The organism is Xanthomonas phaseoli pv. dieffenbachiae, assembly GCF_008639345.1.
GTDB lineage: Bacteria > Pseudomonadota > Gammaproteobacteria > Xanthomonadales > Xanthomonadaceae > Xanthomonas > Xanthomonas phaseoli.
The window spans coordinates 4,425,173-4,441,428 of record NZ_CP041380.1; the positions used below are offsets into that span (position 1 = coordinate 4,425,173).

A 16,256-nucleotide genomic window follows, 5' to 3' on the forward strand; every position below is an offset into this window, starting at 1 on the left:
CACGGTAGACGCACTGGAGCGTGGATTATTCCCGCGATCGGTGCGTGCCACCGTCGTCGGGGGGAAGGGAATAACGCGGCCCGCACGTCGTCTCACCCGTATCAACCACACACAGTATCGACCACCGGAGCCAGCCATGACGTTGCCACCTCCCTCGCCCCCGCGCGCGCGCAGCCCCGTGCTGCCGTTGTTGGGAATTGCCGCCATTGCCGGCGGCGTTGCGCTTGCGTTCGCCTGGACGGGCGGTTGGATCGGTGGCGACCGGCTCACTGCCGCGCGCATGACCGATACCATCGAATCCAGCGGGCCGCCGCATCCGGGCTTTCGCCGCGCGCATACCAAGGGTGTGTGCGTGAGCGGGCAGTTCCAGTCCAGCGGCAAGGCCACCTGGCTGTCGTCGGCACGCATCTTCAGCCAGCCCAGCACGCCGGTACTGGGGCGCATGTCGATCGGCGGCGGCGACCCCCACGGACCCGACGGGCAGGCGCGCGTACGCAGCATGGCGCTGCTGTTGCGCAGCGACGATGGGCAGGAATGGCGCACGGCGATGAACAGCTTCCCGTTCTTCGTGGTCGCCACCCCGGCCGGTTTCCAGGCCTTGAATGTGGCCTCCAAGCCCGACCCGGCCACCGGCAAGCCGGATCCGGAAAAACTGGCGGCGTTCGGCAAGCAGTACCCGGAAGCGGCCAAGTTCCAGCAGTGGGCCAAGACCGCGCCGTGGTCGGACAGCTGGGCCAACACGCAGTACAACGGCGTCAATGCGTTCCGCGCGATTGCCGCCGACGGACGCGAACGCTACATCCGCTGGTCGATGCGCCCGCATACGCCATTCAAGGAATTGAGCGCCGAGCAACGCAAGCAGGCAGATGGCGATTTTCTCGCCACCGACCTGGACGCGCGGCTGGCGCACGGGCCGTTGCGTTGGGACATGGTGCTGACCATCGCCGAGCCCGACGATGCGGTGGACGACCCGTCGCAGCCATGGCCGGAACGCCGCAAGCAGATCGTGGCCGGCACGCTTTCGATCGAGCATGCGCAGCCGCAGGCCACCGGCCCCTGTCGCGATCTCAATTACGACCCGCTGATCTTGCCCAAGGGCCTTGCTGCATCGAATGACCCGATTCTGGCAGCGCGCTCGTCGGTGTATTCGCAATCGTTCAATCGCCGCGAGCGCGAGATCGCCAATGGCCAGGGCAGCGCCGCCACCGGCCAGGGAGCACGCCAATGAGCCCTACCCACTTCAATCTGCCAGCGCGCGTACTGCATTGGCTGATGGCCGCGATGATCCTGACCATGCTGTTCGTCGGTGTCGGCATGGTGGCCTCGGTGACGCAGCGGCCATGGTTGATCGATCTGCATCGCCCGCTGGGCATCGCGATTCTGATCCTGGCCGTGCTGCGCCTGATCAACCGCCTGCGCCATCGGCCGCCGGCATTGCCTGCGGATTTGCCTGCGTGGCAGAAGGCTGCGGCGATTGCCTCGCATTGGCTGCTGTATGCATTGATGCTGGGCATGCCACTGATCGGCTGGGCGATGTTGTCGGCCGGCGGCTACCCGATCGTGCTGTGGCCAGGCGCGAACCTGCCGGCGATCGCACCACACGACCCTGCGCTGTATGCCTGGCTGCGCAGCGCGCATGGCTGGCTGGCGTATCTGTTGTTCGCCACCGTGTTGGGGCATCTAAGCGCGGCGTTGTATCACGCCTGGGTGCGCCGCGATGGGGTGTTTTCCAGCATGGCGCGTGGCGAGCGCTCTGCGCGGTGATGGATGGGTGTTGGCTCCCTTCTCCCGCCGGGAGAGAGGCTTTGATTTGCCTTCTCCCCTCGGGAGAATGTGCCCCGCAGGGGCGGATGAGGGTGCGGGCAAAGCAGCGGGTTAACTGCCGTCTGGAGTGGCGTTGCCCGTACCCTCACCCCAACCCCGCTCCCGCCGGATGCGGGGCTTTGATTTGCCTTCTCCCCTCGGGGAGAAGGTGCCCCGCAGGGGCGGATGAGGGTGCAGGCAAAGCAGCGGGTTAACTGCCGTCTGGAGTGGCGTTGCCTCATAACCTCACCCCAACCACTCGCCCGACGGGAGCGGGGCTGTGACTTGCCTTCTCCCCCCGGGAGAAGGTGCCCCGCAGGGGCGGATGAGGGTGCGGGCAAAGCAGCGGGTTAACTGCCGTCTGGAGTGGCGTTGCCGCATACCCTCACCCGAACCCCTCTCACGCGGGGAGAGGGGGCTAGTGCCGGCGTTGTGTTTTGGCCGCTGGCGCAGATGATTCGATGCCCTTGCCGGTAGCCGCCCAATAGATCCCACCGTACAAATGCTCCAGATAGCGTGGGTCGTTATAGGCTTCGGCCTGGTGGCCCAGCGCAGTGGCGAACACGCGGCCACCTTCGAAGTGGTGATACCACGCCACCGGGTGCTGTTGGCCCATGCCCTTGGCGACCTGTCCTGGCCAGATCAGCGTGGGGTCGTAACTGCGTTCGTCGACGGTGAGCAGCGTGACCAGATCGTCGCTGTAGGGCGGATCGTATTCGTACCATTCGTCGCTCCACACCCAACGCTTGGGCAGGCCGGCCGTGGCCGGGAAATTGGCCTCGGCCACATCCACCATCGCCGTTTGCAGGTACGGATGGGTGCGGAACGAGCGGCCGATCATGTGGTCGTACCACTCCCACTCACCGCGCTTGATCGCAAAGGCCTTGTGCACGGCGACCACGCCGCCGCCGTTGCGCACATATTTTTGGAAGTTGGCCCGCTGGGCGGGATCCAGATCGGTGGCTGGCGTATTGAGCAACACAATGGCCGCGTAGTGCGACAGATCGCCATCGAAGGCTTTGGCATTCCACGCCCACACCAGCTCGACATCATGCTTGCGCGCCATCGCTTCGAATTGCGGTTTGGCCACGGGGATATAGTCGTGGTGATACTGGTTGGGAATGGCAGCCACCAAGATCTTGAATTGCTCGGCCGACGCATTGAATGCGCAGATCAGCAGCAAGCCCAACAGCCATATCGATTTCATGCAGTTACTCGTGGTGGTGACGATCATCCGGAAGTGTACCTGTGCGATGAAGGCATGCCTTCGCATGCATTTGGAATAGCTGTTGATCGCCCTACAACCGATGGCCCAGGCAAGCAGACGCGTATCGAAACGATCGCAAAGCAAGCACGCATGCGTGCAACGTCGCAGCACGCTTGCTTACACGATGCCGCACACGTGTGCACGCGATGCATGGCTGCAGTGCGGCGACCAACCGCTCGCATGAGCTCTGCCGATTCAACGCTCTGGCAACGCCCGCTTTGCGATCAGCAGCACTGTGCCGATGGCGCACGCTAAACACGCCTGGCGATCACGCACCGCGGCGTCCGCCAGCAGTTACAACCAGCCTTTCTGCCGCGCCAACCGATACGCTTCGATCCGATTGGCCACACCCAACTTGCCGATGCATTCGGACAGGTAATTGCGCACCGTGCCGTGCGAGAGCTGCAACTGCTGCGCGATCTCGCTGGCGGAGCGGCCTTCGCCGGCCAGTCGCAGCACCGTCCGTTCGCGTTCGCTCAAAGGGTCTGCTTCCACCCACGCATCGATGGCCAGCTGCGGGTCGATCACCCGCCCGCCGCGGTGCACCTGGCGCAACGCATCGACCAGTTGTTCGGCGGGCGCATCCTTGAGCAGATACCCGGCCACGCCGGCATCCAGGGCACGGCGCAAAAATCCCGGTCGCGCGAACGTGGTGACGATCATGACGCGTACCGGCAACGCCTGGCGCTGGATCCGCTGCGCCAGTTCCAGCCCGGTCAGGCCAGGCATTTCGATATCGGTGACCAGCACGTCCGGCTGCAGGCGCTGCAGTTCGCGCCACGCGCTTTCGCCATCGCCGGCGCTGCCGACCACCGCAATATCGTCCTCCAGCCCGAGCAAGGCCACCAGCGCGCCACGCAGCAAGGCTTGGTCTTCCGCCAACAACACCCGGATCATCGGTCGCGCTCGCATGCATGCAACGGTTGCGCACGATAGCAGCGCTGCCACATGCCGTGCACTTGGCAGCGCAACCAAAGGCGCGTCAAAGCGGCTGCGGCATCACCGGCGGCGACGTTGCGGGGACAACTGCAGGTCGCGGCAGCGGCAGACTGGCGCGCAATCGCATGCCGCGCGGCATGGCCTGCACATCCAGCGCGCCACCCAGGGCGTGCAGGCGTGCGCGCATGCCGTCCAGGCCGTTGCCAGGCACGATCACGCCGCCGCGGCCGTCGTCGGTGATTTCCAGCATCGCCTGCTCGCCGTGCGTGCGCAGCTGCACATGCACACGTTTTGCCTGGGCGTGGCGCTGCACATTGGTGGCCGCCTCGCGCACGACCAGGGCCAGCGCGGTTTCATGCTCGGGCGGCAAGGCCAGCGGCTCCAGGTGTTGCTCCAGCGCAATGCCGTCCAGGTCCAGCAGCACGCGCGCAGATGCCAGTTCGGCCACCAGGCCGGCAGCACGGATACCGGTGACCGCACGTCGTACCTGCGCCAATGCCTCGCGCGAGACCTGCGCCACCGCGTCGATCTCGTTGCGTGCGGCCTGCGGGTCGCGCTCGATCAGGCGCGCAGCCAGATCGGATTTGAGCGCCACCAACGACAGGGTGTGGCCAAGCAGATCGTGCAGGTCGCGGCCGATGCGCTCGCGTTCGGCAGTGGCTGCCAAACGGCGAACTTCGTCCTGCGACAAGCGCAGCAACGCGTCCTTGCGTTCGTTGATGCTGTACACCGCGCCCACGGCGGCCATGCCGAGCACCGTCACCGGCATCCACACCAGCGCCTGCAGGCTCAAGCCAAGCCAGTGCGCCCAGCTCAGGTACAGCGCATTCATCAGCAGCAACATCGCAAAGTGCCGCCACAACGCGTGCCGCGTGGAGGGGCGCAAGGTCAGGCAGGCGAACACGAAATAGCTGAGCCCTGCCGCGTACACCGGCAGCAAGGCGGCGCTCAGCGCCGCCATCGCCCAGGCATAGCGGTACAAGGTGCCGCGCGGCGCCAGCAACATGCGTGCGTACAGCAGCACAAACACCGGATACGACGCCAGCGTGCACAACAGCCAGGTCCTGTCGTAGCCACGCGCAGAAAACGCCGGCACCACGAACACCCAGGCCGACCAGAACAGGTGCACGCTATCCATCCATGGCGATTGGCCCTGCGCCAGACGCGCGGCCACCTGCGAACTGGCGGCGGGACGAAGCCATGCGGGTAACCGGAGGCGCATCAGACAAGGTCCGTGTGGGTGAGCGGATTCTGCCACTGCCGGGCCCGCCTGCGTGCGGCTGCGTGCAGGACGAGATGGGTGAGCGGCCTCATGCATGTTCCTGGTGATGGCTGCGCTGCGATCGCCTACCGAGGTTGCGATTGGCCTGCGCAGACGTAAGCCAGAGACGTGCAGTGTGCAAATGCAGGGAAAGCATGCCGGTCGCGGATTGCCGAGGAGCTTCCAGTATTGCCGCCCGCAGCGCTGGCGCACGAGTTGCCGGTGTCATGGTGTGCGGATGACAGCTGTCACTGGTGAGCGCGCCGCGCTGACTGCATGCTGCGCACCATCTGGCGGTGGCATCGGCGCATCGACCGTTCGTCGCCGCACCGCAGTTGGTGACTTCCGGCAGCTTGCGGCATCGCCTGCAGACCGTCACATTTCGCGCAGCCTTCCGTCCTGGTCATCGATGAACACTTCCGCCGATCTGCTCAAGCAACTCCGCATCGACCGCCAGCGCCCTGCCACGCCGCCGCCCGCCCGCCGTACCGGCTGGATCCTCGCTGCAGTGATCGTCGTCATCGTGCTGGCCGCCGCCGCGTGGTGGTTCACGCGCCGGCCGGTGGTGAAGGTGCAGACCGCGCCGGTGGTGGCGATCAGCGCCGGTAGCAGCAGCGCATCGGTGCTGGACGCCTCCGGCTATGTGGTGGCACGACGCATGGCCACGGTGTCGGCGCAAGTCACCGGCAAGGTGCGCGAGGTGATGATCGAAGAAGGCATGCGCGTCGAACAAGGCCAGGTGATGGCCGCCCTCGACCCGCTCGATGCCGATGCGCAGCGCGCCCTGTCGGCCTCGCAGTTGTCGGCCGCACGCAGCCAGGTCGACAACACGCAGGCGCAACTGGCGGTGGCCAACGCCGATGCCACGCGCCTGCAATCGTTGGTGGGTGCGCAGCTGGTGTCGCGCTCGCAATACGACCAGGCCGTTGCGCAGCGCGATGCCTTACGTGCGCAGTTGCAGAACGCCCAGCGCAACGTGCAGGTCGCCTCCGACCAACTGGCCATCGCCGGCATCCGCTCGGACTTCAACGTGGTGCGCGCGCCGTTTGCCGGCGTGGTGACGGCCAAGGCCGCGCAGCCGGGCGAAATCGTCTCCCCGTTGTCGGCCGGCGGCGGGTTCACCCGCACCGGCATCGGCACCATCGTGGACATGGAATCGCTGGAAATCGAGGTGGAAGTGGGCGAGTCCTACATCGGCCGCGTGCAACCCAAGATGCCGGTGGAAGCGGTGCTCAATGCCTATCCGGAATGGAAGATTCCAGGCGAGGTCATCGCCATCATCCCCACCGCCGACCGCGGCAAGGCCACGGTGAAAGTGCGCGTGGCGCTCAAGGTCAAGGACCCGCGCATCGTACCGGAAATGGGTGTCCGGGTCAGCTTTCTGGAGCAGGCCAAACCGCAACAGGCAACCCAGCCGCAGGGCGTGCGCGTCCCGGCCGCCGCACTGGTGGAGCGCGATACGCGCACGGTTGCGTTCGTGGTCGGCGAACAGAACATCGTCAGCGCGCGTGCCGTCACGACCGGGATGGTGATGGGCGAGGACAGGCAGGTGCTCTCCGGCCTGGCCGCAGGCGACAGCGTGGTACTGAATCCGCCGCAAGCCTTGAAGGATGGCGACAAGGTGACCGACGCAGAACCGGACGCTGCCGAGTAACGCACTACGACAAACCGCGCAGGCAGCAACCACTCAGAAGCACGCAAAGCGCGTTGATGGAAACGGCAGCGGTGCAGGCGCCTGCGCCGCGCAGCGACAACGCTGCTGAATCCAGTAATGCGGTATCGGCCGCGTGCCCGCGCATCTGCGCTGGCGCAGGTCTTCACCATTTTCAGCCAGCGTTGTCGCACGCACGTTTCAGACACCGCAACGTGCGTGGCACATGTGTCGCAACAGCACTCGGTGCCTTGCCTGCACTTGCCGCATCGCTTCATCGCATTTCAGCTCACCGTGTTACTGCAGCCGCCTCACATTCGCCATCGCTCTGCGCAGCGCTTCCTTTCTTCCATCGCACCGCCAGGAGTTGCCATGTCCGCTCTCGTCAGTTTGCGCAACATCACCAAGACCTACCAACGCGGCCCCGAGCAGGTGCAGGTGCTGCACGGCATCGATCTGGAGATCGCCAGCGGCGATTTCGTTGCACTGATGGGGCCGTCTGGCTCCGGCAAGACCACCTTGCTCAACCTGATCGGCGGGCTGGACAACCCCAGCGGTGGCGAGATCGAAATTGAAGGCGAACGTATCGACCGCATGAGCGGTGGGCAGCTGGCGACCTGGCGCAGTCACCACGTCGGTTTCGTGTTCCAGTTCTACAACCTGATGCCGATGCTCACCGCGCAGAAGAACGTGGAGCTCCCGTTGCTGCTCACCTCGCTCAATGCCGCCCAACGCAAGCGCAATGCCGAGATCGCATTGACCCTGGTCGGCCTGCAGGAGCGCCGCAACCACAAGCCCAGCGAACTGTCCGGTGGCCAGCAGCAACGCGTGGCGATTGCGCGCGCAATCGTGTCTGATCCCACCTTCCTGATCTGCGACGAGCCGACCGGCGACCTGGACCGCCACAACGCCGAAGAAATCCTGCGCCTGCTGCAGGAGCTCAATCGCGAACACGGCAAGACCATCGTGATGGTTACCCACGACCCCAAGGCCGCCGAATACGCCACCCACACCATCCATCTGGACAAGGGCGAGCTGGCCGACGCGCCGCTTGCACTGTAAGGGAGCGCTGCCATGAAGTATCTCTCGCTGGTTTGGGCGCAGTTGTTCCGCAGCAAGACCCGCACCTTGCTGACCCTGCTCTCGGTGGTCGCGGCGTTTTTATTGTTCGGCATGCTCGATTCGGTGCGCGTGGCCTTCACCTCCGGCGGTAGCGTCAGCGGCGTGGACCGGCTGGTGGTGGCATCGCGCTTGTCGATCACCCAGTCGTTGCCGATCACTCTGGAAAACCAGATCCGCAGCGTGCCGGGCGTACGCGATGTGACTTCGGCAATGTGGTTCGGCGGCATCTACCGCGACCCGAAGAATTTCTTCCCGAATTTTTCGGTGGCGCCCAATTTCTTCGATGTGTACAGCGAATATCAATTGCCCAAGGATCAGCTCAAGGCGTTCCAGACCACGCGCGCCGGCGCGATCGTTGGCGAAAGCCTGGCCAAGGAAAACGGCTGGAAGATCGGCGACACCATTCCGCTGCAGGCCACCATCTTTCCGCGCGGCGGCAGCAATGACTGGCCGCTGCAACTGGTCGGCATCTTCCGCATGAAAGACCGCACCGTGGCGGCCAACCAGGAACGCCAGTTGATGATGAACTGGAAGTACTTCGACGAGTCCAACGACTACATCAAAAGCAGGGTGAGTTGGTACACGGTGACGCTGCGCAATGCCGACCAGGCATCGCGCGTGGCACAGGCCATCGATGCGTTGTCGGCCAACTCCGACCATGAAACCAAGTCGCAGACCGAATCGGCATTTCAGCAGGCCTTCGTCAAACAGTTCGCCGATATCGGCCTGATCGTCACCTCGATCATGGCCGCGGTGTTTTTCACCTTGCTGCTGCTGACCGGCAACACCATGGCCCAGGCCGTGCGCGAGCGGATTCCGGAGCTGGCCACGCTCAAGACGCTGGGCTTTCAGGACCGCACCGTGCTGAGCCTGGTGATGGTGGAGTCGATGTTGCTGATCGGCCTGGGCGGTTTGATCGGCATGGGATTGGCCGCGCTGGTGATCCCGGCCGTTGCAGCACGCAGCGGTGGGCTGATGCCGACCCAGAGCGTGCCGCTGCAGACCTGGCTGGTCGCCTTCGGGCTGATGGCCGGCATCGGCATCGTGGTGGGTGTGCTGCCGGCGTTACGCGCGCAGCGCTTGAAGATCGTCGATGCACTCGCCGGCCGCTGACAGGAGCACGCACATGCAACGCAAATGGAAAGATCGTGGGGTCAACGCGCTGTCGGTCGTGCTGCTGGCGATCGGGCTGGCTGCCTGGATCGCACTGCCGTGGATGGTGCTGCTGCCGATCGGTGGATTGCTGGCGGTGTGGCTGGTGGCCACACGCAGCGGCAGGCTCTCGCTGGCTGCCGCACGCATCGGTATCGCCACGCTGCCGCAGCGCTGGGGGTCCAGCTCGGTGATCGTGGTCGGCATTGCCGGCGTGGTCGGCGTGCTGGTGGCGATGCTGGCAATGGGCCAGGGCTTCCAGGCCACGCTCAACAGCACCGGCGACGACACCACCGCCATTGTCCTGCGCGGCGGTTCGCAGGCCGAAACCAACTCGGTGATCACCCGCGACCTGGTGCCGCTGATCGGCAGCCTGCCCGGCATCGCCGCCGATGCCAATGGCCGCCCGATGCTGTCGCCGGAATTATCGCAGGTAGTGAACATCGCCTCCCGCTCCGACGGCACCGACGTCAACGCACAACTGCGCGGCGTTGGCGAACAGGCCTGGGCCGTGCATGACAAGGTCAAGATCGTGCAGGGCCGCCGCTTCAACACCGGCCTGCGCGAAATGGTGGTGGGCAAGGGCGCGTTGAACCAGTTCCGCGGACTGGAGCTGGGCAAGACCCTCACGCTTGGCAGCCAGCAGTGGACGGTGGTGGGCGTGTTCGCCTCCGGCGATGCGCACGATTCGGAGCTCTGGACCGATGCGCAGACCCTGGCCACCACCTACAACCGCAGCGCCTATCAATCGATCAGCGTGCGCACCAACGGCAAGGCAGGCTTCAGCGCGTTCAAGACCGCCATGGCCGCCGATCCGCGGCTCAAGCTGGATGTGGAAACCACCCGCGCCTATTACGGCAAGCAGGGCGGCGGGCTGAACAAGCTGATCAGCATCCTGGGCACGGTGATCGGGGCGATCATGGCAGTGGGCGCGGTATTCGGCGCGCTCAACACCATGTACGCAGCGGTGGCCACGCGCGCGCGCGAGATCGCCACCATGCGTGCGATCGGCTTCCGCGGCACGCCGGTGATCATGGCGCTGATGCTGGAAACCATGCTCCTGGCATTGCTGGGCGGGCTGCTGGGCGGAGTGATCGCCTGGGCGGTGTTCAACGGTTACACCGTCTCCACGCTGGGCAGCAACTTCAGCCAGGTGGTGTTCCAGTTCAAGGTCTCGCCGCAGCTGCTCTGGAGCGGGCTGAAATGGGCGCTGGGCATCGGCCTGGTGGGCGGGCTGTTTCCGGCGCTGCGTGCGGCGCGCCTGCCGATTACCACGGCGTTGCGTGAGGTGTAGGCTGTTCGCCCGCAGGGAGTCGGGAGTCGGGAGTGGGGATTGGTGACAGCCGGAGCACAGCGCGTGGCGGCTGCGGCTGAACACATTGCAGGCTGTCATGGTTTTGTCACTGCAGTGCGGTAGATGCGCGGGTCGGGCAGGCCGTAGCCTGCTCGGCCGTTTGCTGCATCGATCGATCGCCATGACGCGCCTGCTTGTGCTGGTCTGTGCCTGCCTGTGGCTGGCCGGCTGCTCCTCTTCTTCGACCTCGCTCAGCGAGCGCCTGGTTGCGCCCGGTGGCACCTCGCCGCTACTGGACGAAGAACGCATTGCCGCCACCATCGCCACGGTGCCCAACCGCAGCGGGCATGTGGTGACGCGCGATGGCGTGCCGATCTTCTGGCGCGCGATCGACCCCGGCCAGTACGCCATGCACTATCGCTACCTGGGGCAGCGCACCGACCCGGCGCATGCGCTGGATGTGGATTTCAGTTTCAAGCTACCGACTGCCAAACCGCCAGCGCCGCGCGGCACCGTAGTGCTGCTGCACGGCTGGATGATGGATGGCGACTCGCTGCTGCCCTGGTCGCTGCAGCTTGCGCAAGCCGGCTACCGCGTGGTCACCATCGACCTTCGCAATCATGGTCATTCCGGCGGCGGCCTCTCCGGCTACGGCACACGCGAGTCCGACGACGTCATCGATGTGCTCGACTCACTGCAACCACGCGGCGAAATCCGCGGGCCGCTGTATCTGTTCGGTATTTCCTACGGTGCGGCCACCGCGCTGTTTACTGCCGACAAACTCGGCTCGCGCGTAACCGGCGTGGTGGCAATGGAATCCTTCGCCAATGCCGGGCGCGGCATTCGCGACATGGTGCCGCACCTGCTCGCCAGCCAACCGCACGGCTGGCGTGGGCGGGCAGTGGCGGCGTATGCGCGCTGGCGCTATGCCGACCAGAATATCGACGCGGTGATTGCGGCGGCCGACACCCAGCTCAAGCTGGACCTGGACCGTGTCGATGTCGCGCACGCCCTGGCCGACACGCGCAGCTGCGTGCTGCTGTTGCATGGCGATGCCGATCAGCACATTCCGGTGGCGCATGGCCGCGCACTGGCCCTGGCCAGCGCGCGTGCGCATTACCTCGAACTGCCTGGCGAAAACCATTTGAGCCTGCCACTGCGGCTGGACGTGCTCGGCGGACCGATCGACCAATGGCTGGCACAGGTGCAACAAGACCCCAGCCATTGCCCTGCACCGCAGGCGCTGCCCGCGTCCACGCTGGCAGTGGCCAGCCCGTTCGCGCCGCCGCGCAGTTGAGCGCGACCATCGCGCACGCTGACGCGACGCAATCGCACTGATGAAGGCCACACGCACGACGTGCGGTGACGTGCTGACTCAGCGCGTCACCACCGGCTGCCGCGAACGCACCACGCTGTCGCCGACAAACAGCAGCAAACCCACCCAGATCGCCGCAAAACCAATCGCGCGCCCCTGGTCGAATGGCTCGTGGAAAAGCCACACACCCAGCAGCAGCTGCAGGCTCGGCGCGATGTATTGCAGGATGCCCACCAGCGACAACGGAATGCGCCGCACCCCGTAGGCGAAACCGATCAACGGCAGCGCCGTCACCACGCCGCCGAAGATCAGCATCGCATCGGTGCGCAGGCTCCAGCCGCTCAGGAAGGCGCCACCATGGCCCTGCTCGCCCCACGCCGCCAGCAGCAGCGCCGGCACGAACAGGTACACGCTTTCCACGCCCAGCCCGGCCACCGGATCCACCGCCACCAATTTGCGCAGCAACCCGTAAATACCGAAGGACACCGCCAGCCCCAACGCAATCCACGGCGGCGCGCCGGCATCGATGGTCAGCCACAGCACGCCCGCTGCCGCGCAGGTCACCGCCACCCACTGGAAGCGGCGCAGGCGCTCTTTCAACACCAGCACGCCCAGCAAGACGCTCAGCAGCGGGTTGATGAAGTACCCAAGGCTGGCCTCGATCACATGCCCGGCGTTGATCGCCCAGATGTACAGGCCCCAGTTGAACGCGATCGCCACGCTGCTGCCGGCCAGCATGCGCAGCGCGCCGGGCTGCGCGGCAATTCCGCGCCACCAGCGCAGGTCCGAGCTCGCCAGCAGCCACGCCACCACCAGCACCGTGCTCCACACGATGCGGTGGGCGATGATCTGCAGCGACGGCACCGCCTTGAGCAGATGCCAGTACACCGGCACCAGCCCCCACAGCACGAAGGTGGAAGCGGTGATCAACAACCCGCGGCGCGCTTCCTGCGGCGACACCGCGCTCATCGCCGCGCCTTGGCGAAGGTGACCACCAGCACGCCGGCCAGGATCACCGCCATCGCACCGATGTCGTGCGCGCTGAAGCGCTCGTGGCCGAGCCAGGCGCCCAGGCTGACCGCAATCACCGGGTTGACGTAGGCGTAGCTGCCGGCGAGCGCAGGGCGCACGTGATGCAGCAACCACACGTAGGCGGTGAACGCCACGATCGAGCCGAACACGCACAGGTAGGCCACCGCCAGCAGCCCTTGCGGACTCGGCCACACCTGCGGGCGCTCGCCGATCAGCAGGCCGGTACTGACCAGCAGCACGCCGCCGCACAGCATCTGCCCGGCGGCGGTCATGAACGGCGAAGGCAGATCGCGGCCACGCGACCACACCGACCCGAATGCCCAGCCGATCGGTGCGATCAGCAGCAACACCAGGCCGCCCGGCGTCGCGGTCAGGCTGCTGCCGGCGTTGAGCCACACCACGCCCAGAAAGCCGATCACGATGCCCAGCCATTCGCCGCCGCTGGCATGCTGGCCGCGCAACGCGCCAAACAAGGCCATCCACAACGGCACCGAGGCCACTGCAGTGGCGGCCAGCCCGGACGACACGCTGCGCTCGGCCAGCACCACCATGCCGTTGCCCAGCAGCAGCAACGCCGCCCCCATCAGCGCCACGTTCTTCCACTGTGCACGCGTTGGCGCCGCCACACCGCGCCAGCGCAGCACGCTGTAGAGCACGCTACCGGCGATGATGATGAAACGTGCGCCGGACACCATCGTCAGCGGCTGCGCGCCACCTTCCAGCGCAAATCGGATCGCCAGATAGGTCGAGCCCCACACCACGTAGACCAGCAACAAGGCGAGAACGACTAACCCGCTGCGCGCAGGCGCGGCAGCATCGTGAGAGGAAGACATCGGAACAGTGCCAGGCAGTGCAGCGGAAGCTTCAATTCTAGAGCACATGGCAAAGCACACGCCGCACCCCGGCCGCGCTATGGTGCACGTCGCACCGCATCCGAGCGTGCATATGCATCGCCTTCTTCGCTGGCTGGCCCTGGTCACCCTATGCGCAACGTCCGCCACGGCATCGGCACGCGCTCCCGAGCCGTGGGAACTCAGCGGCCGCAAGCTGATCGACGCCGGACTGGACGGATCGCTTGCGCCAGAAATCACCGCGCCGGAGCAACGCGAGTTCAAGGTGCTTGTCTCGGCCAGCCGCGCCGGCGCGTATCTGCTCGGCGTCGCCAGCGCCAGCTATCGCACCGGCTGGTGCATGCCGGCGGGCAGCACCGGCACGCCCGATCTGCAGGCGGTCATCGCCGATATCGGCGCGCTGCCCGATACACGCCAGGACCAAGCCGCACCCGACTTGATCGTCCAGGCGCTGGCAAAGCGCTATCCATGCAGCGGCAGCGACAAGAGCACGCGTACCGGCAGCGGCAACTCACCCAATACCGCCAAGCCGTAGGGCACGCCTATACGCAGTCGTTCAATGCGCTGGCGTTGATCACAACGCCAGCATGTGCACTGCGCGAGGACCAACGTCCCGAGCAGCCGTCTGGCAAGCGTGGACGGCGCGCGGGATGCGCACACGCACGAGCAAGGGCATGCCACCGAGCATTGGTTGCGTTCGCTTGGCGTAGCGCTCAGTCATCCGATGCGCATGGGCAGCGTGCAGCATCCCAAGTGTACGAGCGCACATGCCGCATCGAATCCGGCTGCGCCCGTCTGGCGATCAGCGCAGGCGTCCTGATCGCTGCTCTTGGCCTCGATCGAGGGCACGGCACCCTCTCGCTCCTGCGCGCTTACTTGCGCGCCGCATCGCTCTTGGCACGGATCGCCTTGAATTCCGAGCCATCCTGCCAGCTCGGCCACTGCCGGCCATTGGCCAGCGCCACGCCCACGTCGTAGACCAGCGTGGTATCGGCGGCATGGCCGCTGGCATCCCATTGCGGGGTCCAGCGATCGCACGGCTGGTGGTAGCACTCGGCGAAATACTTATCGCGCAGTGCCTTGCCTGCTTTGACGCCGCCGTCGAGCATGTCCAGGCCGGGGCCGGCGGTGATCGCCGGCACACCCATGCGCGCGAACGCAAAATGATCGGCGCGGTAGAAGAAGCCTGCTTCCAGATTCGGGTCCGGCGAGTAGCTGCGACCGCGCGCCTTGGCGGCGGTTTCCAGGTCGCCTTCCAGCGACACCCGCCCACGTCCCCACGAGGCGATGTCGCGGGTCGGGCCATCGGGGCTGAACATTTCCATGTTGAGCACGGCCACGGTCTTGTCCAACGGCGCCAGCGGATGCGCGGCGTAGTAGTTGGCGCCGAGCAGGCCCTTTTCCTCGGCAGTCAACGCGATGAAATACAACGTGCGCTGCGGCTTGGGGCCGGCTGCGAATACGCGCGCCAACTCCAGTACGCTGGCCACGCCGGTGGCGTTGTCCACCGCGCCACGCCGAACCGTATCGCCACCGGCATCGGCCTTGCCGATCCCGAACGCATCCCAGTGCGCGGAAAAGATCACCGTCTCGTCCGGATGCGCACTGCCGGTAAGTTTGGCCACCACGTTATGCGTCACCACGCGCTCGCGCTTGAGCTTGAAATCCACCGACAACGCCGCATCGCCCAGCGCCACAGGCGCGAAGTCGCGCTGCTGCGCACGCAGCTTGGCCTGTTCGAAATCCAGGCCGGCCTGCTTGAACAACGACACCGCCAGTGCACGCTGCATCCAGCCACGCACCGGCACATGCTGCGCGCGGGCGTCGGCATCGCTGCGCTCGATGTCGAACAACGGCGACATGCCCGAGCTCTGCACGGTGGCCCAGCCATACGCCGCCGGTGCCGTCTCGTGCACGATCAACACACCGGCCGCGCCGCGCCGTGCGGCCTCTTCGTACTTGTAGGTCCATCGGCCGTAATACGTCACGGCCTTGCCGTCGAACGCGCCCGGCTGCGGCGATTCGAAATCGGCATCGTTGATCAGCACCACCGCGATCTTTCCGCGCAGGTCCACGCCCTTGTAATCGTCCCACTGGCGCTCTGGCGCACTGATGCCGTAACCGACGAACACCAGTGGCGCGTTCTTCAACGCGACCGCCTGCTGCGGGCGCAGGCTTTGCAGGGTCACATCGTTGCCATTGACCAACGCCTGGGTCTTGCCGCCGACACGTAGACTCGCGCGCACCGAGCCATCCACCTGCGCGCGCACCAGCGGCACGGCCTGGGTCCAGCTGCCCTGCTCGCCGCCTGGCTCCAGGCCGGCCGCCTTGAACTGCTCGACCAGGTAATCGACCGTGCGCTGCTCGCCGGCGCTGGCCGGCGCGCGCCCCTCGAAATCGTCCGACGCCAGCAAGCGCACGTGACGCGACAATGCCTCGGCATCGATGCCGCCACCCGGCAGATCATTGGCGGCCTGCGCCACACCTCCCACAAACAGGCAGGCAGACAACAGCAGGATGCGCATCGGATTCACGGAGAGGCCTTGCAACGGTAGATGACACATAGTTT

Annotated in this window: 14 protein-coding genes; 8 read left to right on the forward strand and 6 right to left on the reverse strand. The window is 65.9% G+C overall.

Annotation, left to right across the window (positions count from 1 at the left end):
- Positions 1-136 precede the first annotated feature (136 nt).
- The gene (locus tag FLG15_RS19725; protein WP_150147152.1) at positions 137-1,228 is read left to right on the forward strand and encodes a catalase family peroxidase; all 1,092 of its coding nucleotides are present in this window, start codon (positions 137-139) and stop codon (positions 1,226-1,228) included.
- Positions 1,225-1,764 (forward strand): cytochrome b, encoded by a 540-nt coding sequence (locus FLG15_RS19730; RefSeq protein WP_057679061.1) that lies wholly within the window; start codon positions 1,225-1,227, stop codon positions 1,762-1,764. Before FLG15_RS19725 ends, FLG15_RS19730 begins: the two co-directional genes overlap by 4 nt.
- Before the next feature lie 457 nt (positions 1,765-2,221).
- Here the strand turns inward: FLG15_RS19730 and FLG15_RS19735 are convergent, their stop codons facing one another.
- The 3 genes from FLG15_RS19735 to FLG15_RS19745 form a co-directional block, all read right to left on the reverse strand.
- Positions 2,222-3,010, reverse strand: a complete 789-nt coding sequence (locus FLG15_RS19735) for a ThuA domain-containing protein (RefSeq protein WP_150147155.1) — start codon at positions 3,008-3,010, stop codon at positions 2,222-2,224.
- A 354-nt stretch (positions 3,011-3,364) separates the two neighbouring features.
- The gene (locus FLG15_RS19740; RefSeq protein ID WP_003486570.1) at positions 3,365-3,967 is read right to left on the reverse strand and encodes a response regulator transcription factor; all 603 of its coding nucleotides are present in this window, start codon (positions 3,965-3,967) and stop codon (positions 3,365-3,367) included.
- An 85-nt stretch (positions 3,968-4,052) separates the two neighbouring features.
- Positions 4,053-5,231 (reverse strand): sensor histidine kinase, encoded by a 1,179-nt coding sequence (locus FLG15_RS19745; RefSeq protein WP_150147157.1) that lies wholly within the window; start codon positions 5,229-5,231, stop codon positions 4,053-4,055.
- A gap of 448 nt (positions 5,232-5,679) precedes the next feature.
- Between FLG15_RS19745 and FLG15_RS19750 the strand changes: the two genes are divergently transcribed.
- The 5 genes from FLG15_RS19750 to FLG15_RS19770 all read left to right on the forward strand — a co-directional run bounded on the left by FLG15_RS19750 (position 5,680) and on the right by FLG15_RS19770 (position 11,786).
- A complete protein-coding gene (locus FLG15_RS19750) occupies positions 5,680-6,924 on the forward strand; it encodes an efflux RND transporter periplasmic adaptor subunit (protein ID WP_209228147.1) in 1,245 nt (414 codons plus the stop codon).
- Between the two features lie 369 nt (positions 6,925-7,293).
- Positions 7,294-7,983, forward strand: coding sequence for an ABC transporter ATP-binding protein (locus FLG15_RS19755; RefSeq protein WP_005914341.1), 690 nt, complete (start codon positions 7,294-7,296; stop codon positions 7,981-7,983).
- A gap of 12 nt (positions 7,984-7,995) precedes the next feature.
- Positions 7,996-9,156, forward strand: coding sequence for an ABC transporter permease (locus tag FLG15_RS19760; RefSeq protein WP_150147160.1), 1,161 nt, complete (start codon positions 7,996-7,998; stop codon positions 9,154-9,156).
- Positions 9,157-9,169: 13 nt separating this feature from the next.
- The gene (locus tag FLG15_RS19765) at positions 9,170-10,489 is read left to right on the forward strand and encodes an ABC transporter permease (RefSeq protein WP_057679679.1); all 1,320 of its coding nucleotides are present in this window, start codon (positions 9,170-9,172) and stop codon (positions 10,487-10,489) included.
- 181 nt (positions 10,490-10,670) lie between these two features.
- A complete protein-coding gene (locus FLG15_RS19770) occupies positions 10,671-11,786 on the forward strand; it encodes an alpha/beta hydrolase family protein (RefSeq protein ID WP_057679680.1) in 1,116 nt (371 codons plus the stop codon).
- A 78-nt stretch (positions 11,787-11,864) separates the two neighbouring features.
- Here the strand turns inward: FLG15_RS19770 and rarD are convergent, their stop codons facing one another.
- The gene (gene rarD, locus FLG15_RS19775) at positions 11,865-12,773 is read right to left on the reverse strand and encodes an EamA family transporter RarD (protein ID WP_057679681.1); all 909 of its coding nucleotides are present in this window, start codon (positions 12,771-12,773) and stop codon (positions 11,865-11,867) included.
- Entirely contained in the window at positions 12,770-13,717 is a 948-nt protein-coding gene (gene yedA, locus FLG15_RS19780; protein ID WP_209228148.1) for a drug/metabolite exporter YedA, read from the reverse strand. Before yedA ends, rarD begins: the two co-directional genes overlap by 4 nt.
- A gap of 31 nt (positions 13,718-13,748) precedes the next feature.
- On the opposite strand from yedA, the gene FLG15_RS19785 reads away from it, so the two are divergent.
- Positions 13,749-14,222, forward strand: a complete 474-nt coding sequence (locus tag FLG15_RS19785) for a Rap1a/Tai family immunity protein (protein WP_057679690.1) — start codon at positions 13,749-13,751, stop codon at positions 14,220-14,222.
- A 337-nt stretch (positions 14,223-14,559) separates the two neighbouring features.
- Here the strand turns inward: FLG15_RS19785 and FLG15_RS19790 are convergent, their stop codons facing one another.
- A complete protein-coding gene (locus FLG15_RS19790; protein ID WP_425521634.1) occupies positions 14,560-16,212 on the reverse strand; it encodes a M28 family metallopeptidase in 1,653 nt (550 codons plus the stop codon).
- Positions 16,213-16,256: the final 44 nt, after the last annotated feature.